The organism is Nitrosospira sp. NRS527 (assembly GCF_018406445.1).
Lineage (GTDB): Bacteria > Pseudomonadota > Gammaproteobacteria > Burkholderiales > Nitrosomonadaceae > Nitrosospira > Nitrosospira briensis.
Window position 1 is genome coordinate 1793972 of record NZ_AP024515.1, and the last position, 23016, is coordinate 1816987.

General features: G+C 55.3%; 20 protein-coding genes. 15 read left to right on the plus strand and 5 right to left on the minus strand.

The features are described from left to right. Nucleotides 1-87 precede the first annotated feature (87 nt). Entirely contained in the window at nucleotides 88-1566 is a 1479-nt protein-coding gene (locus tag KJS40_RS08030; protein ID WP_213537033.1) for an MBOAT family protein, read from the minus strand. A gap of 883 nt (nucleotides 1567-2449) precedes the next feature. Here KJS40_RS08030 and KJS40_RS08035 point away from each other — a divergent pair. Then, entirely contained in the window at nucleotides 2450-3565 is a 1116-nt protein-coding gene (locus KJS40_RS08035; RefSeq protein WP_213537034.1) for a heparan-alpha-glucosaminide N-acetyltransferase domain-containing protein, read from the plus strand. An 82-nt stretch (nucleotides 3566-3647) separates the two neighbouring features. Here KJS40_RS08035 and KJS40_RS08040 read toward each other — a convergent pair whose 3' ends face one another. Continuing rightward, nucleotides 3648-4664 (minus strand): NAD(P)-dependent alcohol dehydrogenase, encoded by a 1017-nt coding sequence (locus tag KJS40_RS08040; RefSeq protein ID WP_213537035.1) that lies wholly within the window; start codon nucleotides 4662-4664, stop codon nucleotides 3648-3650. 346 nt (nucleotides 4665-5010) lie between these two features. On the opposite strand from KJS40_RS08040, the gene KJS40_RS08045 reads away from it, so the two are divergent. From KJS40_RS08045 to KJS40_RS08075, 7 genes are all read left to right on the plus strand, one after another. Next, nucleotides 5011-5277, plus strand: coding sequence for a hypothetical protein (locus tag KJS40_RS08045; protein ID WP_244859501.1), 267 nt, complete (start codon nucleotides 5011-5013; stop codon nucleotides 5275-5277). 100 nt (nucleotides 5278-5377) lie between these two features. After that, nucleotides 5378-7225 carry a Na+/H+ antiporter NhaA gene (nhaA, locus tag KJS40_RS08050; RefSeq protein ID WP_213537037.1) on the plus strand — a complete coding sequence of 616 codons (1848 nt, stop codon included), beginning with the start codon at nucleotides 5378-5380 and terminating at the stop codon, nucleotides 7223-7225. Nucleotides 7226-7234: 9 nt separating this feature from the next. After that, a complete protein-coding gene (locus KJS40_RS08055; protein ID WP_213537038.1) occupies nucleotides 7235-7549 on the plus strand; it encodes a hypothetical protein in 315 nt (104 codons plus the stop codon). 6 nt (nucleotides 7550-7555) lie between these two features. Continuing rightward, complete coding sequence (locus KJS40_RS08060; RefSeq protein ID WP_348529556.1) at nucleotides 7556-7987, plus strand: OsmC family protein; 432 nt, start codon at nucleotides 7556-7558, stop codon at nucleotides 7985-7987. A 386-nt stretch (nucleotides 7988-8373) separates the two neighbouring features. After that, complete coding sequence (locus tag KJS40_RS08065) at nucleotides 8374-9924, plus strand: CotH kinase family protein (protein WP_213537040.1); 1551 nt, start codon at nucleotides 8374-8376, stop codon at nucleotides 9922-9924. Then, nucleotides 9917-11032 carry a hypothetical protein gene (locus KJS40_RS08070; RefSeq protein WP_213537041.1) on the plus strand — a complete coding sequence of 372 codons (1116 nt, stop codon included), beginning with the start codon at nucleotides 9917-9919 and terminating at the stop codon, nucleotides 11030-11032. Before KJS40_RS08065 ends, KJS40_RS08070 begins: the two co-directional genes overlap by 8 nt. A gap of 179 nt (nucleotides 11033-11211) precedes the next feature. Next, nucleotides 11212-11586 (plus strand): hypothetical protein, encoded by a 375-nt coding sequence (locus tag KJS40_RS08075; RefSeq protein ID WP_213537042.1) that lies wholly within the window; start codon nucleotides 11212-11214, stop codon nucleotides 11584-11586. 121 nt (nucleotides 11587-11707) lie between these two features. Here KJS40_RS08075 and KJS40_RS08080 read toward each other — a convergent pair whose 3' ends face one another. Next, a complete protein-coding gene (locus KJS40_RS08080; RefSeq protein WP_213537043.1) occupies nucleotides 11708-13297 on the minus strand; it encodes a long-chain fatty acid--CoA ligase in 1590 nt (529 codons plus the stop codon). Between the two features lie 32 nt (nucleotides 13298-13329). On the opposite strand from KJS40_RS08080, the gene KJS40_RS08085 reads away from it, so the two are divergent. Continuing rightward, nucleotides 13330-13491: a hypothetical protein gene (locus tag KJS40_RS08085; protein WP_213537044.1), complete on the plus strand. Its 162-nt coding sequence runs from the start codon at nucleotides 13330-13332 to the stop codon at nucleotides 13489-13491. 336 nt (nucleotides 13492-13827) lie between these two features. Further along, complete coding sequence (locus KJS40_RS08090) at nucleotides 13828-15108, plus strand: NYN domain-containing protein (protein ID WP_213537045.1); 1281 nt, start codon at nucleotides 13828-13830, stop codon at nucleotides 15106-15108. 187 nt (nucleotides 15109-15295) lie between these two features. Here KJS40_RS08090 and glgP read toward each other — a convergent pair whose 3' ends face one another. Next, nucleotides 15296-17845, minus strand: a complete 2550-nt coding sequence (gene glgP / locus KJS40_RS08095) for an alpha-glucan family phosphorylase (RefSeq protein WP_213537046.1) — start codon at nucleotides 17843-17845, stop codon at nucleotides 15296-15298. Nucleotides 17846-18286: 441 nt separating this feature from the next. Between glgP and KJS40_RS08100 the strand changes: the two genes are divergently transcribed. The 5 genes from KJS40_RS08100 to KJS40_RS08120 all read left to right on the plus strand — a co-directional run bounded on the left by KJS40_RS08100 (nucleotide 18287) and on the right by KJS40_RS08120 (nucleotide 22478). Then, nucleotides 18287-18496, plus strand: a complete 210-nt coding sequence (locus tag KJS40_RS08100; protein ID WP_213537047.1) for a hypothetical protein — start codon at nucleotides 18287-18289, stop codon at nucleotides 18494-18496. 430 nt (nucleotides 18497-18926) lie between these two features. Then, a complete protein-coding gene (locus KJS40_RS08105) occupies nucleotides 18927-20087 on the plus strand; it encodes an ABC transporter permease (protein WP_213537048.1) in 1161 nt (386 codons plus the stop codon). Continuing rightward, a complete protein-coding gene (locus KJS40_RS08110) occupies nucleotides 20081-20893 on the plus strand; it encodes an ATP-binding cassette domain-containing protein (protein ID WP_213537049.1) in 813 nt (270 codons plus the stop codon). The genes KJS40_RS08105 and KJS40_RS08110 overlap by 7 nt, the downstream gene beginning before the upstream one ends. Next, a complete protein-coding gene (locus KJS40_RS08115; protein ID WP_213537050.1) occupies nucleotides 20893-21831 on the plus strand; it encodes an MlaD family protein in 939 nt (312 codons plus the stop codon). Before KJS40_RS08110 ends, KJS40_RS08115 begins: the two co-directional genes overlap by 1 nt. After that, entirely contained in the window at nucleotides 21828-22478 is a 651-nt protein-coding gene (locus KJS40_RS08120) for an ABC-type transport auxiliary lipoprotein family protein (RefSeq protein ID WP_213537051.1), read from the plus strand. The genes KJS40_RS08115 and KJS40_RS08120 overlap by 4 nt, the downstream gene beginning before the upstream one ends. A gap of 79 nt (nucleotides 22479-22557) precedes the next feature. Here KJS40_RS08120 and KJS40_RS08125 read toward each other — a convergent pair whose 3' ends face one another. Continuing rightward, complete coding sequence (locus KJS40_RS08125) at nucleotides 22558-22908, minus strand: hypothetical protein (RefSeq protein ID WP_213537052.1); 351 nt, start codon at nucleotides 22906-22908, stop codon at nucleotides 22558-22560. Between the last annotated feature and the right edge of the window lie 108 nt (nucleotides 22909-23016).

Below are 23016 nucleotides of genomic sequence, written 5' to 3' on the forward strand. Positions count from 1 at the left end.
GTAGTTATTCATACGCCCGACTGAACGAAATTTTCATACGAAACAAAAGACCAGCAAGGGCACGCGTCAATTTATGAAACATCCGGGTTAAAAATTGAAGTAAAGAAATATCGAGCTCGTTGTTACCATCGTGCAGTACATGGCAACGCAAAACAGCAGCAGCGCTCCCGATAGTTTTGCGGTCCCATGGCCGTCCGCCATCAGCTCGAAAGAGTTCTTCCGGCTGATGATTCCCAGCGTAAGCAGGATCGCCGTGAAGCAGAACACGTTCGCGGCAAGACCGGCAGGCAGCCACCTCAGGAGATGATCGGAAAACCAGCCTCCCCACATCAGGCCGCTGGTTTGCACGTCCATTGCTGAAAAATGAAAGAGCGAGCCCACATCCGCCATTCCACGTATGACCCTGAGCGCATCTTCGAGTGTATTGGCCCGAAAGAAAATCCAGGTAAAATTGATGAAGTTGAATGTCAACAGCCATGCCAATGCTTTCGGCATACGCAGGCCCAGCCCGCACCATGCCCGATGCAGAACGAGTGCGACACCGTGAAACGCGCCCCACATCACGAACATCCAGCTTGCACCGTGCCAGAGGCCGCCCAGTATGAAGGTTGCCATGAGGTTCAGGTAAACCCGGGGGGTGGAGCAACGATTGCCGCCCAGCGGAATATAGAGGTAATCGCGCAGGTAGCGGCTGAGCGTAATGTGCCACCTTCGCCAGAAATCCTGGATATCCAGTGCCTGGTACGGAGAATTGAAATTGATGGGCAACCAGATGTTGAACAGCAACGCCGCCCCGATCGCCATGTCACAGTAGCCGCTGAAATCGAAATAAAGCTGAAAGGTATAGGAAAGGCTGGCGGCCCAGGCACTGAAAAAATCAAGCGCCGTTTCGCCATCGAACCCGGCATTTGCCCAAATCGCAAAGGTATCTGCGATGACTACCTTCTTGAACAAACCGATGCTGAAAATGAACAGCCCGAGGGCAATATTGCGGTAGCGCACCGCCAGGTTCCAGCGCGATTTGAACTGCGTCATCATCTCATGGTGATGCAGAATGGGACCTGCTATCAAATGAGGAAAGAAAGTGACAAACAGTGCGTAATTCAGGAAATCATATTCCCTGGCCTCGCCGCGATAGCTGTCGACGAGATAGGCGATTTGCGTGAAGGTAAAGAAACTGATGCCCAGCGGCAGCAAAATATCGGGTAAGGCAATACCAACATTGAAAGCGGCATTGATGTTATCCGTCAGAAAATTGGCGTACTTGAAGTATCCAAGCAAGCCAAGGTTTGCGGCAATACCGCCAGCCAGAACAAGACGGGGCGGGAATCGCGAATATCCTGCCGCAAAGTTCGAAGAAAGATGGGTGCCAACAGCGAAGTTGAATAATATGGACCCGACGAGAATCGGCAGGTAGGCTATGTTCCAATACGCATAAAAAAAAAGGCTTACCGCCACCAGCCATGCCTTGCCCGCGAGGACAAGCCGCATTCGATTCAATGCGAAGTAACCGAGGAACGCGATCGGTAGAAACAGCAGAATGAACTTCGGGGAGCTAAAAATCATCTGTGCATGGCTCTTCCATGGATTAGCCGGGGGCGTTTTATTGCACCGGCGTTTTTACAGGCGATCCCACGCTCGCCCGTATCTCATCTTGTTCCTGACCAGGCTGCGTTAACGCGGCTCCTTCCAGCCTCGCCCTGATAAATAACGCCTCGGTGATCATAAAAAAATTCTGACGCGGGTAAGTGCTGCCGAACCAGGCTCGGCCAAGGTTTGCCCTGCATGGGGCGAGAAGTCGTTAATCCCCATCTGCGTCTTGCAATGTTCGGATACGCTGCCACTGAAAAACTGACAAGTACCAACCCTGATATACACCGGACCGGCTTGGAATGGGCAAGCGGCATGAAAAGTGAGACTGGCTAAATAGGGCTGAATCAGGCTGTCCGCCACCCGGCAACGTATACTGATTGCCCTGCCGAAAAATTATACGCCTTTGAAGCCCAGCGTCGAGGGGCTATTTTAAAATATGCTTCCGTACGGTTTTCAGCAGGATGGATGGAGCGTAGCGCGACCCATTAAAAGCACGCAACACCACACATTAACCACGACCGGATACCGGCGCGACGTCAGCGTGGCAGGGTATGAGAATAGCCAAATGATGGGTTGCGCTACGCTCCACCCACCCTTGTATGATCGAAATTGTTCTAATTTTGGTTAAGGTGCAAGTAAGATCATCAGTTCACTGGAGAAGCCGTCCCATTCTGAAAGTTGGTCGGGCGCAGCCCGACCTACATAAGCTGAGCAGTCGTCAAGCTGAGAATAGTGCAGAGGCATATTTTAAAGTGATGGGAATACGATTGACGTCAACGATACTGGATTATCAGGTTTGAATCATCCGTCTTCGGCAATGCCGTCAAGGATCCCCCACATTGCGTCTGTGGATTTAATGCGTGGACTGGTCATCGTCCTCATGGCGCTGGATCATGTGCGCTGGTATTTCCTGGATGTCGATTTTAGTCCTACCGATCTTTCGCGCACGGATTCAGCCTTGTTTCTGACCCGCTGGGTGACGCATCTTTGCGCGCCGACCTTTGTCTTCCTGGCGGGCACCAGCGCCTTTTTATCGGCCGCTCACAGCCCGGATCGCCATCAACTTGCTGCTAGATTGCTCACCCGGGGGCTCTGGCTCGTCATTCTCGAGCTTACGATTATCCGCTTTGCCTGGTTTTTCAATCTGGACTATAGCCAGATGGATTTGCAGGTCATCTGGGCCTTGGGGTGGTCGATGGTCGTGCTGGCCGGGCTCGTCCATATGCCTTTGTGGTCGATCGCCGTTCTGGGTATCGGCATGATTGCCGGGCACAACCTGCTGGATGGTATACGGCTCGAGGATTTCGAAATGGCGGACGGATCGCTCGGATGGCAGGGATGGGTGTTAAGCATGCTCCATATTCCGCGCTTTCCGGTAGTGTATCCCCTCATCCCCTGGATCGGCGTGATGGCGGCGGGCTACGCCTTCGGCCCTTTGATGCTGATGACACCGAGGATAAGGAAACAACTGGCACTTGTATCCGGTGCTGTCCTCGTCGCGGCCTTCGTCACTTTACGCGCCTACAATGCATATGGCGACCCTTCGTCCTGGTCCACTCAGGAAACAACCTTGCTCACGCTTTTTTCTTTTCTGAACACGACAAAATATCCCCCTTCCCTGCTGCTCCTGTTGATGACCCTGGGTGCCATGTTCATCCTGCTTTCGGTATTCGAACGGCGACATGGGCTCTGGGGAAATTTTTTAATCACCTTCGGACGCGTGCCCCTGTTTTTTTATGTTCTCCATCTATATGTCATTCATGTTCTGGTTATTGTATTCGGCTATGCGATAAGCGGCGATATCAGCTCATTCATGACGATTCCGGTTTTTTTCCCGCCCTGGTGGGGCTTCAGCCTTCCCATCGTCTATTTGATCTGGGTTGCGATAACTGCGCTGCTCTATCCGGTTTGCCGTTGGTTTGCCACCATCAAGTCAAGCCATAGGGGAAGATGGTGGACCTATTATGTCTAGCGCGCAGCCATCTTCAATTCATCTGCACAGGCTGCTCGCAGGCACAATGCCATGACCGGATGGTGGACGCAGGCATTACCGGTCAGACGGTAATGACGGTTTTCCCGAAATGATCCTCGGTCTGATTGAACTGATAGGCATAGGCATAGTTTGCGTGGTCGAACGGGAATGTGCGGGTAATCACCGGATGCAGTCCGGAAGTGGCAATGGCAAGATTCATTGCGCGGAACATATCGGCAGAGCCGACATTGATACCGTACATACGTATCGAGCGCAGTATCAACGGTAAAGGATCAATTTTCCCGAAACCCGCCATCAATCCGATCAACGTTACCATTCCGCCAAAACGCGCCGCCCTCAGGGAGCGTTCAAGCGTCTGTGCGCCTCCCACTTCCACCACGATATCCACGCCGCGTCCACCGGTGAGTTTCATGACTTCCTCATCCCACTCCGGCGTCTTCTCGTAATTGATAAGATAATCGGCTCCCATTGCCTTGGCCCGCTCCAGCTTCTCGTCGCTGCTTGAAGTCTGTATGACGATTGCGCTGTGCAACTTGGCGAACTGCAAAGCGAACAGGCTTACCCCGCCCGTACCCAGCAGGAGCACGGTCTGGCCTGCCCGGATGCGTCCGGCCTTGACCAGCGCATGCCATGCGGTCACGCCGGCATTCGGCAGGGTTGCCGCTTCCTGGTAAGACAGATGCTCCGGAAACGGTATGACCGCACGTTGGGGGAGCACCACATATTCGGCCAGCATGCCATCGAGTGGTCCGCCAAGCGAACGTTGAAAGATTTCCTGCGTCAATGGGCCCGATACCCAGTCGGGAAAAAAGCACCCTGCAACGCGGTCGCCCACCTTGACGGTTGTGACGCTTATCCCGACCTCAACCACATCACCGGCGCCATCCGAAAGCGGAATGACGCAAGGCTTCACCCCGACCGGGTACTGGCCATGGGCCACGATATAATCGCGAAAATTCAGCGAAGCGGCGCGTACTCGAATCAGCACCTCGTCAGGGCCCGGTTCGGGTTTCTCAAGATTACAGCGCAACATCAGGCCACCTATGCCGCAAGTATCCTCAAGTTGAAAAGCTTTCATCCGACGATATCCCCTATATGCTCTACCGATAATCCCAAATCCGGTAGTTGACTGCTCATTTAATAGATCAGTGTTATGATTAATAACAATATTTCATATTATTTGGCACTCACCTTCCGGGTGAGGCCGCTACAACTACCGGATTCAGGATAATACCGCTCAGGCACGGCATTGTTGACAGCACACCTTCCGGCAACACTCACGGCTGTTTGCCGGAACCAGAACTTCCAGCATACGCACCTATTCTTCTACCATCGCCTGCCGCCGCCGTATGTGCGCTAGTGAACGAAGTAATAAAGCTTCCTTTGCTAGACTTCGGTTTTCCAAATTAATGAAAGGTGTTCTCATGGGCGACGATCTTTTTCAATTCCCGATAACCGGCTGGGAAGTCAAAACTGAGCCACTCGATGGCTTGCTCTCTGTTCGCTTTCCATTTTTATCTCATGAGCAACAAAAGCTGGCCGAAGCTGACCCGGGCAGACCTTACGTCATGCAGGCAGAGCAGGCTCGCGAACTCCGGGATGCGTTATCCAGGGCAATCGAGCGAATGAGCACCCAGGAGTATGCATCTCACTCATTCACAGAAATGCCGAGCGATCTGTCGATCTACTGATCGCGCCGCACACGTTGTGCAATCGGAGCCGTGCAAAACCGCGGCTCGAGTTCAGCTTTTCCTGTCCAGATAGCAACATACCCCTTGCGCGGCCTCTGAAGTGACATCCGGAGCTCCGTCAAACCGGCTCGACCGGCCCGTGGACGAGGCGAACGACCATATCCTGGGTCCGCCGGATGCCGAGATCACGCTGGTCGAATACGGCAGCTACGGCGATCAGCCCTCCAGCGCAGCCCACGAGCGCGTCGTCAAGATGCGCCACCGGTTCGGTAGTCGTTTGCGCTACGTGTTTCGTCACCGCCCCGTGCCGGGGAGCGATATCGCGCGCCACGCAGCCGAACTGGCGGAATCATACGCCGGCGATCCAGCGCACTTCTGGAACGTGCATGTCGCGCTGATGGCGCGTTCAAACAAGCTGACCAAAGAAGACCTCAGCACCCTCGCCGCGGATTTGAGCCTTGGTGTCGACACCGCACCACAAGAAGACGACACAGTCGCCCGAGCCGCGGCGCGGGTGGATGCGGATATCGAAAGTGCGGCCGAGAGCGGTGTCACCGTTACACCGACCTTTTTCATCAATGACCGGCGCTACGACGGCCCGTGGGATGTGGGTTCTCTTTCTGATGCGATGCTGGGCTCACTGGGTCATGTAGTCCACTCGGCCGCGCTGGACTTCGCCAAATGGGCGCCCTCGACCGGCATCATGCTGCTGCTGGCCACCGCGCTCGCAGTCATGCTGAGCAATTCCATGATCGGCGCGGGCTTCAATGATTTATGGAATCAGCCCCTGGGATTTACTTTCGCCGGCGCGGAGTTCGAACTCTCCCTGCGGCATTGGATAAATGACGGGCTGCTTGTCATTTTCTTCCTCGTCGTCGGCCTGGAGATCAAGCGGGAATTCACGGTGGGCCATCTTGCGAGCCGGCAGGCTGCGATGTTACCGATTGCCGCCGCCATAGGCGGTATGGCTGTGCCCGCCATGCTGTACCTGATACTGGTGCCTGAGGGTCCGGCAGGGACGTGGTCGCTGGGCTGGGGCGTGCCGATGGCAACGGATACCGCCTTTGCAGTCGCGTTGATAGTCATGATGGGCAGGCGCGTTCCCATAGAGCTTCGCGTTTTTCTTACTGCGGCCGCTATTGTCGATGATATTGGCGCCATCATCGTTGTAGCGATCTTTTATTCCGGCAGCCTACACTTCAGCTATCTTGCCGGCGCGGCCGCAATCGTGGGACTGCTGGCACTACTCAACAAGGGCGGCATATACCGCGCATCTCCCTATATCTTGCTCGGTATCGGTTTATGGATATGCGTATATTCCAGTGGGATACATGGCACCCTGGCTGGCGTTATTCTTGCCGTCTTCATTCCGACCCGCCCACCGCCCAATCTTCGGGCCCTGATGCTGCAAGCCGATGCCATTCTGACCGCCGAAACACAGCGCGGCAAAGAAGTTCTGCGGTACGGGCCTTCCGAACCCTCTCTGGAAGCGTTGGACGCGATACATGACCGGCTCGAATCGCCCGCAGACCGCATGCTCCGCCATGTCGCGCCGAGATCGAGCTTTCTGGTGCTGCCGGTGTTCGCCCTGGCTAATGCGGGGGTAGTAGTCGATACCGATGTATTCAGCGGCCACTTGCCTTTGATGATGGGTACGGCCATGGCGCTGGTGATCGGCAAGCCGCTCGGGTTTATTGCCGCCACCGCTGCCACAGTATGGCTGGGTATCGCAGCCAAGCCGGCCAATTACTCCTGGCGGCAATTGGCCGGCGCCGGCGCGCTGGCCGGAATCGGCTTTACCATGTCTCTATTCATAGCAAGCCAGGCTTTTCCCCAGGAAGGCGATTATGCTGCCGTCAAGATCGCGATTTTCGTGGGCTCGATTTTATCGGCTATTATTGGCGTAGCGATATTATGGAATGGGCGACCCGACCCGGATTCCCGATAGCAAACCACCGTGCTCGGTGCGAAACCTGCATACCTGCATGGTTTCATGGCGGAGTATGGCTTTTCCCGTCAATTATTTAAAAAATCCTCTTCGCTTTATTCGCTCATCGGTGAGGTACCGAACAGACGAACAGCAATCCATGATGCAATGTGGTCATTTTTTCCACAAATCGATCATTGGCCATTTATCCTGAATCCGGCTGTTGGACCAGGTGAAGCTCAAGGAAAACGAAGAATCCGCTTCCGTTATTGCGCTTGGTTGATAAATGAGCGGTCAACTGCAGGATTCAGGGCTTTCCCGCAAGCAACCTTTCTTACCATATGAGGAGCGATTATGACAACCAAGAAAGCATGGGCAGTCTGGAAAGGCGGCATCAAGGATGGGGGCGGTACCATTTCCACCGAAACCGGCGTACTCAAGGAAGCGCCTTATGGTTTCAAGTCCAGATTCGAAAATGGTAAAGGCACCAATCCCGAAGAGCTGATCGGCGCTGCGCACGCCGGTTGTTTTTCGATGGCGCTTTCGTTAATGCTCGGCGAAGCGGGCCTGACACCGGAGAAGATCGAAACGCATGCGGAGGTTACGCTCGACAAGGCAGGGGAAGGATTCGAAATCACCGCAAGCCATCTTACCGTATCGGCAAAAATTCCCGGCGCGGATAAAGCCCAGTTTGAGGAGATTGCCAACAAGGCCAAAGTTGGATGCCCCGTATCCAAGCTCCTGAAGGCAAAGATCACGATGGATGCCAGACTGGAGCCCTAGCAGCCTGTCGGACTTGAAGGAAATCGGAAAAGTTCCGCGCTGTACCACAGCAACCCGAACCTGCTTTTGATTCCAGCTTGGTCAAGGGGACGGTGACGCTGTTTTTCAGGCTGAGTTATAACTTTGATCGTTGGCGAGGCTTGTACCGATCGCATTAGCGCAGCGTAGCCAGCAATCCCGCGACATAAAGACGTTCATGTTTTCGCACAGGCTGAACGGTCCACCTTGCAATATCAACAAAAAACAGCCCGGCGCGGGATCGCCGCTGCCGGGCCACAGGCGTCGTTGCCTGGGGGAGAAGTCAGGTTATTCTCCCGAGGTGCAATCTTACCGGCTTTCGGCAGGTTGCCTATTGGACTGAAGTACACCCGGGAGCCGAGGTTTTAATGGACAAGAAATGGATTTTGTCAGCTTGCTGCATTACGGTTTGCCTCAGCCTTTTCTTCGATGCCGATCCCTCCTTCGCACAAAAACCACTAAAGCGCGGTGCGGAGTCCACCGTACAGCCTGCCGCAGAAACGGGGTCGCCGGAGCCATCGGGTAACGATCTATGGGCGCTTACCGAAAGCAGATTATTCAACGGAGAAGTGCACAAGATTTCCATCCGCATGAACCAGGCTGTCTGGAACCGGCTTCACGAAGACGAGAAGAATAACGGATGCCGCAAGGCCGCCAATGTCAAATGGGCTCATGCGCGCGACTTCACATTCAATGACGTTACCATGAGTAATATCGCTATCAAGGTGCGCGGCAACAGTTCGCGCTGCATTCCGCGATTGCAATTCAGTATTTCGTTCGACAAGGCAAAGGGCGTTTATACCCGGCAAGGAAGCGAGGACTGGCACGAGGTCAATTATGACGAGCAGACCGGGGCAGCAATCAAGGCCCGTACCTTGCATGGCCTCGAAGAGTTGAGCCTGCGCCGCAGCTACAACGACTCGAGCAGCGAGCACGACAGCGGTAACGGTATGCTGGCACGCGAATTCGTCGCAACATGGGCCGGCGCCAAGACGGAGGACACCGCCAGAACCACGCTTCGAGGTCCCCCCGCTTACCGTACCGCCTACGCGCTCGTCGAGTTCCAGTTCTGTACCAACGATGCGGATAATGTCTGCAATAACCGCTTTGTTCGCGCCTACCTTATCGCCGAACCACTCGACAAGGGTTTCTTCAAAATGCGTTACGACGACGAGAAACCTACCTTCTTCTCAATGGCGCATGGCTGCGCACTCAAGGTCGGCAACGGAAACGAGGGCTTTACCTATCCCTGCCTCGAACCTGAATATATGGATGGGAAAAAGACCGACGAGGCAAATGCGGAAGACCTGCTGAAGGCCCTGGCTCACATCAACGGAACCGATGGCCTCAAGGCACGCGTGGATGCCGCCGCCAGCCCATCGGAACTTGGCAAAGTTCTCGATCTCGATTCGATCATGAATTACGCGGCATTCGCCACAACCGTGGGCCATTGGGATAGCGCCTATGGAAATTTCAATAACGATGTGCTGTACTTTCATGCGCCAAGCGGCAAATGGAAGCTCGTCGTCTGGGATGTGGACAACACGTTCGACTATGATGGCCCTGGTGGCACAGCGCGCAGCTATTCGTACGCCGAGGTTGCCAATGCACCTCGCATATTGTTCGATAAATTGTTTGGCACGCCCGAACTCGATGCAAAATTCAGAAAACGCCTTGGTGATTATCTGACCACGCTCTACGGTTCAAATGGCTCGGATAGCCTGCTCAAGAACAAAATCATCGATGTGCGTGACCGCTATATCATCAAGACCAACGATGAACTGCCCAGCGGCGAGCAACAAAATATTCAGCGTGCGCAAGAGATGATCGACTATGCGAAGCAACGCCTGCGGGTGCTGAGAAATCAGCCACGACCAACCAGATCCGAGGGTCAAAACCAGATGGAAATACATGAGTAGCGTGAATAAGCTTACCTTTAGCCACCCGATAACCCCGACGCGGTTTCCCGTGCGGCTGGCCCTTGCCACCTGCACTTATGTCTTCGCCATGTTGGGAGGCCTTGGCAATGCATTCTCCGCCCCCAATGATATTGCCGGAGATCCGAAGAAGGCGCTGACCGTGACGGAACAATATAACTTGCCCATCGCTGAAGTTTCCGGACTCGCCATCGTGTGGTCGATAAAAAACGAAAAAAGGGGAGCAAACGAGGATAGCGTCAACCTCTACGCCATTGGCGACAAGCGCTACGAAGTTGCCAACTTTCGCGCCAACGGCGTCTCGGACGCAATCATGGATGTGCATGATGCCGCGCCTGTCATCGGCAAGGATAAAAAAGATGTGTCCGAGTGGGAAGCCATTGCGATGGATGGAAAAGATACGATCTGCATGTTGAGCGAAACCCGCAGCGAAATTTCCTGCATCGACCGCGGCCTGCAGCAAGACCGCGGAAGTTTCAGCCTGGATACCTCCAGCATCAGCGACCTCGATTCAGCCTGGCAAGCACGCCCCAACTCGCGCGGAGAAGGGATGATACTCATGAAAAAGGGGCACGTCCTTGTCCTCAAGGAAAAGGAGCCACCCATGCTTGTTGAATTCGGCCCGGAGGGGGATGCTCCCATGGGTTATGGCCCGAGTACATTTCTTCAGGCAGGTGAAGCATTCGCGGGACTTCAGTCGGTTGATCCGGACAAAGCTGATCAGCCAGGCCAGCCCGATCGTCGTGCATCCTCGCAACGCCTGGTAGCGCTGAAGACGTGGAAGTTTTCAGCACACTTAAGCGATCTGGCCAAAGATGCAAGCGAGATTACGCTCGGACCCGATGGGCGTGTTTACCTGCTATCGCAGGAGGGGTCTGCCTTGATTCGACTGGAAAGAATACTGAAGCCCGACGAAAACAAGGTCGGGGTGGATCAAGGCGCTTACTGGAATCTTCCAGCCGGACTCGAAAAAGCTGAGGGTCTGGTGATCGACACCCACATGCGCCCATGGATCGGCATCGACATCAAGCAAACCCACAAACCCAATCTTTTCCGGCTATCGCCCATCGAGGCAGCGACGCCCGAATAGTGACTTTGATCTGCCTTGATGTGGTGAATATCGTTGCATCCGTCACCTGCAAGTCACAGATCGTCATCACCCATAACACCCATCAAACAAACCGATGAAAAATCGAACACGGCTATTTGCTCACCCGTTCAACCAAATGCGCTTGAGCGCGTTTAAATACACGTACAGGAGAACCGGATATGACAAAGAAGAAACTTGAAATCAAGTGGCTGAGCGTACCAGAAGAGCATGACTACACAGCGGCCATGTCATATCTGAACCTGCTATATGATGAGTCCGTTATCAATGCGTATGTGAAGAAGTTGAAGCGCGCTTCCATATCGGCGTTCAAGGCGAAAGACATTTTCAGGGCATCCGGCCTCCCGCTCGTTGGGGTCAGCAACGCACACGTCGAAAAAGATCAAGAGAAAATAGAGTCAGGGCAAGCGCTCGCTCCGCTTCTATTAATACGAGACTCGACCAATGGCAAGGTTATCATTGCCGACGGCTATCACCGGTTGTGCGCGATCTACTCGTATGATGAGGACGCCATCATTTCCTGTAAAATCGTGTAGAGAAGTTTTCGATTAAAACGAGGCAATACGCATACCCGGCGCGGCGCTGACTGCCCCGCTCCCACTACGGCCCCTTTTGGAATCCCTGAAAGAGCCAGACAGTCCAAACCTGCTGATACGTTTATGACTGCCGCAATTCACGCTTCAGAATTTTGCCGGTCGCGCTGGTGGGCAGGTGATCACGAAACTCGATGTGCCTGGGATACTTGTAAGCAGCAAACTCCTCCTTGCACCAGGCCACAAGTTCCTTCTCGGTCGTTTCCATGCCGGCTTTCCTGACGACGAAGGCTTTTATTTCCTCGCCCAGTTTCTCGTCGGGTATACCGACCACCGCCACCAGCGATACCGATGGATGGGTCATCATCACGTCTTCCAGTTCGCGCGGATAAACGCTGTAGCCGCCGCGCAGGATCATGTCCTTTTTTCGGTCGACTATCGATAGATAACCTTCTTCGTCAAGGATGCCGATGTCGCCGGTATGAAACCAGCCATTGCGCATGGCCTCGGCGGTAGCCTCGGGGCGTTTGTAGTAGCCCTTCATGATGTTGTGGCCCCGGATCAGCACTTCCCCTCTCTCGCCCGTTGGAACGGGCCGATCATTATCATCGGCACATATGATATCCACGCCCCAGAGTGCCTGGCCGACCGTACCCGCTTTAGAGGGCTTGTCCATATGGTTGAAAGAAGCGACAGGGGCTGTTTCGGATAAACCATACCCTTCCATGATCCTGACGCCGAACATTTCTTCGAACTGTTTCATCACGTCCACCGGCATGGGCGCGCCGCCGGAAGACGCCAGCCGCAGGCTGGCCGCGATCGGCGCGATGTCGATATTGTTGGCGGCCGCATAATGCAACAAGGCATGAAACATGGTGGGAACGCCCGTCCAGAAATTTACCTTGTCGCGTTTCATCACCTCCAGCACCGAACCTGCCTCGAAGCGCGGCATAAGCGTCAGCGTGGCGCCAGCCAGCAGATTGGCGTTCATCTGTGCTTGCTGGGCAGTGGCGTGGAACAGGGGCAAAGTAATAAGCACGACATTTTCGGCATCAGCACCCGTTTTCATTACCGTAGCGACCAGATCGCGCACAACCATCGCATTCATCAGCAGGTTCATGTGGCTCAACTCCGCACCTTTGGGCTGGCCGGTGGTTCCGGAGGTATAGAGTATGACGGCGGTGTCGTCGGCCTGCGGCGCATGGGCAGCGAAGGATGGCGGTTGGTCATGCATCAACTGCCCCAATGTCACGGCCCCTTCGATAGAGGTGGGTGATGCCGGATTGGCCGTGATGACAATCAGGTGCTCGCATTGCGGCGCTGTGTCGAATGCCGTTTTGCCCATCTGGCCCATCGGCAACTCGGCTGTTCCCTCAAAGCAGAAAAACGCCTTGGCTTCGCTATCTTGCAGGTGGTAGGCGATCTCACGCGGCTTGAGCAATACATTGAGCGTTACCACTACCGCGCCCGCCTTGATTATCCCGTAGTAGGCCATCGGGAAATACGGCAGGTTCGGGCACGACAAGGCAACATGGTCGCCCGGTTTAATGCCGAGGTTCACCAACCCATTGGCGATCATATTAGCCATGGCGTTGAGTTGGCCGTAAGAAAAACGCCGGTCGTTGTAAATAACTGCTATGCGATCGGGACGTTTACGCGCGTGATCTTCGATAATGGAAATCATGCTGAGTGTCGTTGCTGCGTGGGCAATCATTGAGGCTAGCTCCATATAAAATACAAAATTGCATGAAATACCGGGAATCCACGTGCCAACACGACCAACGCAACGACAGGTGGCAGTTGCGCGACTGCCTCACCGGAATATTCATGCGCGTGGCGAGGAAAAGCGTGACAATCATCGCAATAACGCTGGAAACGGCTGAGTTTAACCTCGAACGTGCAAGGTAGTGCTCGCATTATTTATTTTTTTACGTTTACTCTGGACTACAAAAGAAGATGAATTAAAATATTAGATACATGGCTTATCGGACAAAGTTTTAGAAAACCATCCGGGAGAGTCCTTCAGAAAACCATCAGGGAGAGTCCAACCGGCACTGGATTTCATGGAATGCGTGTGGAAGCCTTGATTCCGTTTTTTCGGCCGGAAATCGAACTCGTTTATTTTCGCGATTCGTTTCCTGATGATTCAGGTTATGTTTGTGCTACCCGCCGTTGTAAATCCGGCATGAATACCTTCTGTTCCGTGTGACAATAAGCCCTACCCATCACTGGAAAACAATAATTATGGCTTCACCTCACGAAAATGTCAGCATGGCGGTATTCTGCGACTTCGAAAACGTTGCACTTGGCGTGCGCGACGCAAAATACGATAAGTTCGACATCAAGCCGATACTCGAGCGCCTCTTGCTCAAAGGCAGCATTGTCATCAAGAAGGCTTACTGCGACTGGGATCGTTACAAGAGCTTCAAGTCCACGATGCATGAAGCCAATTTCGAGCTGATCGAAATCCCGCATATACGTCAGTCAGGCAAGAACTCGGCCGACATCCGCCTGGTGGTGGACGCACTGGACCTTTGCTACACCAAATCGCACGTCAATACCTTTGTCATCATCAGCGGGGATTCCGATTTCTCGCCGCTGGTCTCCAAGCTGCGCGAGAATGCCAAACAGGTAATCGGCGTCGGCGTCAAGCAATCGACCTCTGACCTGCTGATCGCCAATTGCGACGAATTCATTTTTTATGACGATCTGGTACGCGAGAGCCAGCGAGCGGCCAAACGCGACACAGAGGAAGTGCAGCCCGAGGCCAGGCGTTCGCCCGATGAGGAAAAGCACCGCAAGGAAGAACTGGAAGCACGCAAGAGTCGGGCGATAGGAATAGCGGTGGAAACCTTCGATGCCCTGGTGTCGGAGCGCGGAGACAGCGGCAAGATCTGGGCATCCGCGCTAAAACAGGCAATCAAGCGACGCAAGCCCGATTTCAATGAGTCCTACTTTGGCTTCCGCGCCTTTGGCAATTTACTTGACGAGGCGCAGCTACGCGGTTTGCTTGAATTAGGCCGTGACGAGAAATCCGGCACCTACGTTTATCGCAGCAGCGGGGGAACGGCCCCCGGCGTGGCGGTAACGGAGCAGACGCCAGACATACCGGTAGCAGAGGTGGAAGCAAAAGCAAAAGCCGAAACCAAACCATCGGAGACCGTAGAGGCTCGCGGCAAACAGGAGGCGGCACACAAGAAACGTGGGGAGCGCAAACCGGCGGAAAAAAAGGCAAAGACCAGAGCGCCGAAGACGACCGGCAAGCCTCCTTTGCCCGAAGCAGCCGATGCGCCTGATGGGTCTGATTTGGCTGCTTCCCTGGCAGCGCCCGATTCGACTGCCTCCTCAGCCAAGCCCGATACAACCGATGTGCCTCTGCCCAATGCGGCGCCGGCACCACAAGCGGCTACCGAGCCAGCGGCTCAAGCCACGCCTAAGGAAGCAGCGGCCCGGACTCCGCGCAAACCTGCCGCCCCTACTCGTCGCCGGCGTAAACCGGAAGTGGCGCCCGACAGCAGCGCTTGAGATGGCCAGCTACTTTCTGCCCGATTGAAACCACTTGAACCGTTGGCTGCTATCGGGACATCAGGGTCAGCCTTTCCCCGACCCGCCGCTTCTGAAAACATCTGAAACACGCTGGAAACCGTTGGTTAAGCGCAACCCCGCAACGCATTCTTGTCGCCTTTGCCTGTTCATTCCCGGCATGAGCAATTCATCGCTGCCATAAAATCCGGGCTGCCTCCAGCGGAACTTCCGCGGCCTGATGGTGGGGTATGAGCCGAATCGCATAGTCCGACTCCGGACGATCCGCCGGCACGGACGCTTGATAGGCAAAACCCGTAGCTGCCGCTATCAGCGGATGCAGACGCGTCATCTCATGGCGCACGGGAATATCGCCGAAAATGGCCTCGGCATGCAGTTCGACCCGCACCGACTCGGGATCGAGGTCATTCAGATATACATGAACTACAAATTTGTGATACTGGCCGTCGGTCTCGACCTTTAATTCGCCGAAACGCAAGGCAGACCATTTTCGATCCAGCGCCTGCCGCCAGTTTTCCACCTGCACACCCAGCGCGCCGTTGTCGGCGCTTCGCGCCTGGTAAGCGGCCGCCGCCGGAAGGTAATGGCGCTCTGTGTATTCGCGCACGACGCGATTGGTGGAAAAGCGGGGTGTCAATTGCGCCATGCTCTTGCGCATGCGCGTGACCCAGGCGATGGGAATACCTTGCTCGTCGCGGGTATAGAATTCAGGAATCACCGCGTGCTCAAGCAGATCATAAAGGGCCTCGGCTTCAATCGCGTCCCAGGCGGGATCATCGCCATGCTCTTTGCCATCGCCCAGGGCCCATCCCACTTCCGGGGTGTGGGCTTCCGCCCACCAGCCATCCAGCTCCGACAAATTGATGCCGCCATTGACAAGTACTTTCATTCCGCTGGTGCCACTCGCTTCCCACGGCCGCCGGGGGGTATTGAGCCATACATCCACCCCCTGCACCAGTTGCTCGGTTAAATGCATGTCATAGTCGCTCAAAAAGATAACGGAAGCGCGTGCGCCGGTGCGATGAATGAAGCGCATCCATTTCTGTATCAGTGCTTTGCCCGCCTCGTCCGCCGGATGCGCCTTGCCGGCCATGACAAGCTGTACCGGGCGCTGCGGGTTAGTCAACAGCCGCAGCAGCCGCTCGGGATCGTGCAGCAACAGATCCGGTCTTTTGTAGGTCGCAAAGCGGCGCGCAAAACCCAGAGTCAGCGTATCGGGGTCAAACATGCTTTTGGCCGCCTCGACCGCTGCGGGTGGCTCCCCTGTAACAGCAAGTTGCCGGGTGAACCGCTTGCGGATGTACTCGACAAACGATTTGCGCGCGACACTACGGAATCGCCAGAGATCGATATCGGGGAGGCAGAGGATATTCTGCTCCAGCATTTCCGTGGTCCCGCCCCAACGATTTTCTCCACAGGCCTGCTTCCACAATTTGGCTGCCGGCACCGAATCCCAGGTCGGCACATGAATACCATTAGTCACATGGCCCACAGGCACTTCGCTTGCTGGCCAGCGCGGGAAAACAGGCCCAAAGAGGCGCCTGCTCACTTTTCCGTGCAGGCGGCTCACTCCGTTTACCGCCCCGCTCCCATGGATAGCGAGATAGGCCATGTTAAAGGGCTCCGACGCATCGTTCGGATCGCCACGCCCCAGCGCCAGCAGATCATGACAGGTTATGCCCAGCCCGGTCCTGGCATAGTCAGCAAGATACCGCTCAATCAGATCCGGGTCGAAACGGTCGAAGCCCGCGTCTACCGCCGTGTGCGTGGTAAAAAGGTTGCCCACGCGTGTGATGGATAACGCTGTCTTGAAATCATGCCCCATCTCCTCCATGCAGTGCCGTGCGCGTTCCAAAACGGCAAAGGCGGCGTGGCCCTCATTCAGGTGGCAGACTTCCGGCTTGATGCCCAGTTCAGCAAGTAATCGCCACCCGCCGATGCCCAGCAAGATCTCCTGCTCAAGCCGCAGCTCCGGACCCCCTCCGTAAAGCTCGCTGGTGATACCGCGGTGGGCAGGATAGTTTGCAGCGTCATTGCTGTCCAGCAGATACAACTTCGTCCTGCCCACCTGAACCTGCCAGGCACGCAGCCAGACGGAATAGCCCGGCAATTTCATCTCCAGCCGCAACCACTCCCCATTCTGGCGGCGCAACGGCGTGATAGGCAACTGGCCGGGGTCGTTATAGGGAAAGAGCGCCTGCTGGACGCCGTCTTTGTCGATCACCTGGCGAAAATAGCCCTGCTGATAGAGCAACCCCACGCCAATGACCGGCACACCCAGATCGTTAGCGGCTTTGAGCTGGTCTCCCGCCACGTTGCCCAGCCCGCCCGAATAAATGGGGAGCGCTTCGTTCAGCATGAATTCCATGCAAAAATAGGCAACACACTTCAGAGGCGATTGCGGATAGGTTTGCTGAAACCAGCCGGGCGCAACCGACGCCTCATGTGTCTCCCGCGCCAGTTCGGCGACGTTCTTGCTGAACACGGGATCGGCAAAGATGCTCTGAAGTTTTTCTCGCGATACCGTCTGCAGCACCACCCATGGATTGCGCGTCAAATCCCATAGCGCCGGGTCCAATTGTTCCCATATATGGTCCCCGCTGTGGTCCCACGACGTTCGCATGTCCAGCGCCAGATCGGCCAGGAAATTATATCCGTCGACATCTTTGGTGGGATGCAGCCGGTATATCGGTTTGCGGTCCGACGTATGGTTTGCCATATATTGACCTCCGGGTTGGGTTGCTAACGATGGAATTTCTGCAACAGTCACTGAGATAGGTAACGCAATGCAAGGTTTCGGTCAAAAAACAGTTCCCTGAATCCGGCAGTTGTAGCGAACTCAACAAAAAGGTGACGATGTTCCGAGGATTACCAAAGGCCAATAGATGGTACCAGCCCACAGGATATTCAATTTTCGTAGGATGGGTGGAGCAAAGCGCAACCCATCAGCATGCACACGCCAAACAAAACGAATGATGGATTGCGCTTTGCTCCACCCATCCTACTATTTCTATTTCCGCTACTTTGTGAAACTTATCCTTGCTGTGCATAGTGCCAGCTTCACAAATGAGCTGAAAAATGAGCGGTCAACCGCCGGATTCAGGGTTACGTATCATCCAGTATTGAACCATAGCAGATATGCCATGGTAGCGAATAGCGCATGCCTCCCGATCTGCATCACTACGCAACGTGGCAGATTGTTTTAGCGCCCGAATCAACCGCCGCGAGGACATATAACCTGCCGATACAGTTGAGCGTGGTTTACTCGCCCCTTTCCATTACGCAGGCTTTGCTGCGCGCCGATAGGCCAGCACTCGTGCCCGTTCCCGCACTATATTTCGTGCTTGACACCGTCCGCACAAACAGATAGTTTTTTAACCGTATTTTCAGTTGGTTGCCTGACGGGATATCATGCATTTGAATCAAGACGGCATGGCGAACCCCGGTTCCAGGAAGTTGAAGAATGGCGAAGCTGGCCAGCGGCCTTGATCAATATCGGCCGGCGTAGGTCATCCAGCCACACGCCCCGAAACCAATACCGAGGCTGAGCCAACGCTAAACAGAAACCAGAAACATCATGAATGCGATTTAACAAGCGCGGTTTCGCTACTTCCACTATGCTAGGATGGCGATGAGTTTCAATCACCAAAAACGCAGCCTGTTCCATGTCGCGCCGCCCTCTTCCTCTACCCACCGATGTCATATGAAATTATCGCCGTCCATCGACGCCCGGGAGAGCAAACAAGACCCTCAACGGATTCCTGCGATCATCCCATTTACATCCGGAAAAGTAGAAACCCATGACGTCCGGCGCTAATTCAAGACTTCTCGCCTGGGATTCCGCTGCCACCCCGCCCAAACTGACCGTGCGCGGCGATTGGACCCTTGACAACTATGCCGCGCTGGGACGGGAAATCGCCCGGCTTCGCGCCGAAGTGGCGGATCTGGCTGGGGCGCAGAGTAACCAGATTGACCTGAGTGGCCTGGGCGCGCTAGACACGGCAGGGGCTTCAAGGCTGCTTGAATTGCTCGGCGTCGAACTCGCCCGGAAACTATCCGGTCCCGATTCAGTGCTGACCACGGAACGCGATGCACTGTTGCGAACAGTAGCGGATGCGATGAGCACCACCGGTAAAATCCAGCACATGCGGCGGCGCTCGGCGGCAATCGAACTGCTCGAGAGGATTGGGCATGCCATGGAAATCTTCCGGCAGCAGGCATTGGCGTTGCTCGGATTTACGGGTCTCACGCTCCAGGCCCTGACCCATACCATTTTTCGTCCAAGGCGCTGGCGTATCACTTCGGTAGTGGCGCAGATTGAAGAGACTGGCCTGAATGCCGTGCCCATCGTTGCCTTGCTCAACTTCATGGTCGGGGCGGTGATTGCGTTTCTCGGCGCAACGGTGCTGGCCAATTTCGGCGCCAGCATCTACACCGTTAATCTGGTGGCCTACTCGTTCCTGCGCGAGCTTGCTGTCCTGCTCACCGCTATTCTGATGGCTGGTCGGACGGCGAGTGCCTTCACAGCCCAGATCGGGTCCATGAAAGCCAATGAGGAAATTGACGCCGCACGCATGCTGGGCCTGAGCCCGGTCGACTTGCTGATATTGCCACGCCTCTCGGCGTTGTTCGTCTCGCTGCCTATTCTTACTTTCGTAGGCATGATCTCGGGCATATTCGGGGGTGGGGTGGTCTGCGCGCTGGCTCTGGATATTTCCCCGGCGATGTTCCTGTCGATTTTTCAGGAACAGATCGAATTGCGGCATTTTCTGGTGGGTATGTCCAAGGCGCCCGTATTCGCTTTTGTGATAGCGATCATCGGCTGTCTCGAAGGTTTCAAGGTCAGCGGCAGCGCACTGTCGGTTGGCCAGCACACGACTTCCAGCGTAGTCCAATCCATTTTCGTCGTTATTCTTCTGGATGCGCTGGGCGCGCTGTTTTTCATGGAGATGGGATGGTAAGCCCGACTGCTGCTCCCAACCACGATGTGATAATTCAAGTCCGCGATCTGACAAACCGTTTTGGCAAGCAGACGGTACATGAAAAGCTGAACCTGGATGTTTATCGTGGTGAAATACTGGGCGTGATCGGTGGCTCCGGCTCAGGCAAGTCGGTACTATTGCGTACGATAGTTGGATTGCAGAAACCTGTGTCAGGGAGTGTATGTGTGCTTGGCGAAAACGTCCTCAAGTTGTCGCGTAAGCGCCGATATCAGCTCGAGCGGCGGTTTGGCTTGCTTTTCCAGCGCGGCGCCTTGTTTTCTTCGCTCACCGTCATCGAAAATGTCGCTGTGCCGCTCATTGAAAATGCCGGCCTCAGCCGGGCCGATGCCGAGCATCTCGCGGAAGTAAAACTTGCGCTGGCAGGGTTGCCCGCCAACGCCGGCGAAAAATACCCCGCCACATTGTCCGGGGGCATGGTAAAACGTGCTGCGCTTGCGCGTGCGCTGGCCCTCGACCCGGATATACTCTTTCTGGATGAACCTACGGCAGGCCTTGACCCGATAGGTGCCGCCGAATTCGACCAACTCATCATCACATTGCGCGACGCGCTGGGACTGACTGTTTTTATTGTGACGCACGACCTTGATACGCTCCACACCGTCTGTGACCGGGTTGCGGTACTGTCCGGCAAGCACGTCCTGGTGGCGGATACGCTGGATGTCGTTGAAGCCACCGATGACGCCTGGGTGCGGGATTATTTTCACGGTCCACGCGGACGCGCGGCGCACCAGGCCGGACGCCAACGACTGCAGGAAGTCGGTTGATGGAACCTCGCGCTCACCATGTACTGATCGGGCTCTTCACCGTTATCGCCGTGGTGGTTGTCTCGCTATTCGTTTTATGGTTAGGGAAATCGCCCAGCGATGCCCAGCAGAGATATTACATCGTCATTTTCAACGAAGCCGTAAGAGGCTTGTCCGTCGGCAGCGCCGTGCAGTACAGCGGTATAAAGGTGGGCGATGTGGCCGGGCTTGAGCTCGATCCGCGCGATCCTCGCAAAGTACTCGCGCGGATACGTGTGCAAGGCAATGTCCAGATTAAGCAGGATACCCAGGCGCGGCTGTCGTTTACGGGCATCACCGGAAACTCCATTATAGAACTTAGCGGCGGGTCTCCGGATAGCCGCAGGTTGGTGGCGGCGGAAGGCGAAGATCCTGTGATCGTGGCCACCCCTTCTCCAATTGCCAAACTGCTGGAGCAGAGTGACAGTACCATGGCTGACATCACCGAGCTGATCCTGAGAGCCAAGGACGTTTTGTCACGAGAAAACGCGCAACACTTAAGTAAAACGGTCGAAAATATAGCGCAGGCTTCCGGAGCGATAGCCGGCCAAAGCGAAAACTTCAAGGTGTTGGTGAAGGAATTGACGGCCGCCAGCAAGCAAGCAAACCTGGCGTTGCGACAGGCTTCGATGATGATGGACAATGCAGACACGCTGATCAACAATCAGGGCGCGCGTACTTTGGACAGCGTAGAGCAGACGACGGCTTCACTGGCAAAAACCAGCGCTACCATCGACCAACTACTGCTAGACAACCAGGAAGCGCTTGGCAGCGGAATGCGGGGTTTGAACGAGCTTGGGCCTGCCCTGCAAGAGCTGCGTAAAACGCTGGGTTCAATGAGCAGGATAATGGGTCGACTAGAGGACAACCCGGCCGATTATCTGACCGGCCGTGAAAAAATTCAGGAGTTTGAACCATGATGGGTCGCGCGCTTCGGCCACAATACTTTTGCCGTTTCGGGCTGGTGTCGGGTATGGCAATGGTATTCTTGTCTTCCTGTTCTATATTGCCTAAAGCCGAAACGCTGGAGATCTATCAACTCCCCTCCTCTTCGATTCCGCGCTCGACCCAGGCACACAGCCTGCCCTGGGCGCTGCGCATTGCTACCCCCAAGAGCAGCCAGGTGACCGACAGCATGCGCGTGCTGGTACTGCGGCAGGACAACCGGATCAGTGCTTACAAGGGCATACGCTGGGGCGATCCTGCGCCCATTTTATTGCGCGATCAACTCGCGGAAGCCTTTCGCACCGATGGCAGGTTCAGTTCCGTGAGCAGCGGCAACAATAATCTCATAGCCGATCTGGAGCTCGGGGGTGACCTGACCGCATTCCAGGTAGAATACAAAAACGGTATACCGGCCGTGAATATCCGTTTATACGCAACGCTGGTGCAGTCCGGAAGAAGCCGCATCGTAGCCACGCGGAGCTTTGAGATCATCGAACCCGTACAAGGCAGGGAAATACCTGAAGTCATCGCGGCATTCGGCAGGGCCACCGACCGGCTCGCGGCGGAGATAATCGATTGGACGCTGCAACACGAACCGGCTTCGCAACCCGCCGTGGAATAATCCACCGCTCGATTTTTAGCGGAAAATTATTATTCGGAATCCGGCAGTTCGCCCCAATGTACGCTACCCCCGGTTTCGCTCAGACGTCCTTCAGCGCATAGCCATAGGCGAGGTTGGTGCGCTCCGCTCCGTGCTTGCCGTACAGGTTCTTGTATGAAGCGATCCCGTCATCAGTCAACCCGGAGCGCTGCTGGGCTGTGAAATTGTAGAGCCGAGTATTGTTCTCGCCGAAAATAGCCATTTTGACGGGGCCGTCGGCAAGCCCCAGCGGTTGCAGGCCATATTTTTTCTGCAAAATCTCCGGAATTTCCAGGCAGCGCAGCGCTTCGGTCTGCCACTGCGGCGAACCGGTCCAGATCGCGTCCGTGCCCCAGCAAACATGGTCCGCGCCAAGGCCCCGGATGAGTTGTCCCGTGACAATGGCCGCCACCCGTGGGTCGGCAATAGTGGATTGGGCGAATACCTGGCCCAGATCCGCATATACGTTTCCGACACCATACTTCGCCGGTATCTCGGCAAGAGCTTTTTCGCACGCTCG

Excerpts from the sequence above, each read along its gene's own strand:
- KJS40_RS08030 (WP_213537033.1), bottom strand. The coding sequence starts at position 1,566 with ATGATTTTTAGCTCCCCGAAGTTCATTCTGCTGTTTCTACCGATCGCG.
- KJS40_RS08035 (WP_213537034.1), top strand. The coding sequence starts at position 2,450 with ATGCGTGGACTGGTCATCGTCCTCATGGCGCTGGATCATGTGCGCTGG.
- KJS40_RS08040 (WP_213537035.1), bottom strand. The coding sequence starts at position 4,664 with ATGAAAGCTTTTCAACTTGAGGATACTTGCGGCATAGGTGGCCTGATG.
- KJS40_RS08045 (WP_244859501.1), top strand. The coding sequence starts at position 5,011 with ATGGGCGACGATCTTTTTCAATTCCCGATAACCGGCTGGGAAGTCAAA.
- KJS40_RS08065 (WP_213537040.1), top strand. The coding sequence starts at position 8,374 with ATGGACAAGAAATGGATTTTGTCAGCTTGCTGCATTACGGTTTGCCTC.
- KJS40_RS08070 (WP_213537041.1), top strand. The coding sequence starts at position 9,917 with ATGAGTAGCGTGAATAAGCTTACCTTTAGCCACCCGATAACCCCGACG.
- KJS40_RS08075 (WP_213537042.1), top strand. The coding sequence starts at position 11,212 with ATGACAAAGAAGAAACTTGAAATCAAGTGGCTGAGCGTACCAGAAGAG.
- KJS40_RS08080 (WP_213537043.1), bottom strand. The coding sequence starts at position 13,297 with ATGATTGCCCACGCAGCAACGACACTCAGCATGATTTCCATTATCGAA.
- KJS40_RS08085 (WP_213537044.1), top strand. The coding sequence starts at position 13,330 with ATGAAATACCGGGAATCCACGTGCCAACACGACCAACGCAACGACAGG.
- KJS40_RS08090 (WP_213537045.1), top strand. The coding sequence starts at position 13,828 with ATGGCTTCACCTCACGAAAATGTCAGCATGGCGGTATTCTGCGACTTC.
- glgP (WP_213537046.1), bottom strand. The coding sequence starts at position 17,845 with ATGGCAAACCATACGTCGGACCGCAAACCGATATACCGGCTGCATCCC.
- KJS40_RS08100 (WP_213537047.1), top strand. The coding sequence starts at position 18,287 with ATGCCTCCCGATCTGCATCACTACGCAACGTGGCAGATTGTTTTAGCG.
- KJS40_RS08105 (WP_213537048.1), top strand. The coding sequence starts at position 18,927 with ATGACGTCCGGCGCTAATTCAAGACTTCTCGCCTGGGATTCCGCTGCC.
- KJS40_RS08110 (WP_213537049.1), top strand. The coding sequence starts at position 20,081 with ATGGTAAGCCCGACTGCTGCTCCCAACCACGATGTGATAATTCAAGTC.
- KJS40_RS08115 (WP_213537050.1), top strand. The coding sequence starts at position 20,893 with ATGGAACCTCGCGCTCACCATGTACTGATCGGGCTCTTCACCGTTATC.
- KJS40_RS08120 (WP_213537051.1), top strand. The coding sequence starts at position 21,828 with ATGATGGGTCGCGCGCTTCGGCCACAATACTTTTGCCGTTTCGGGCTG.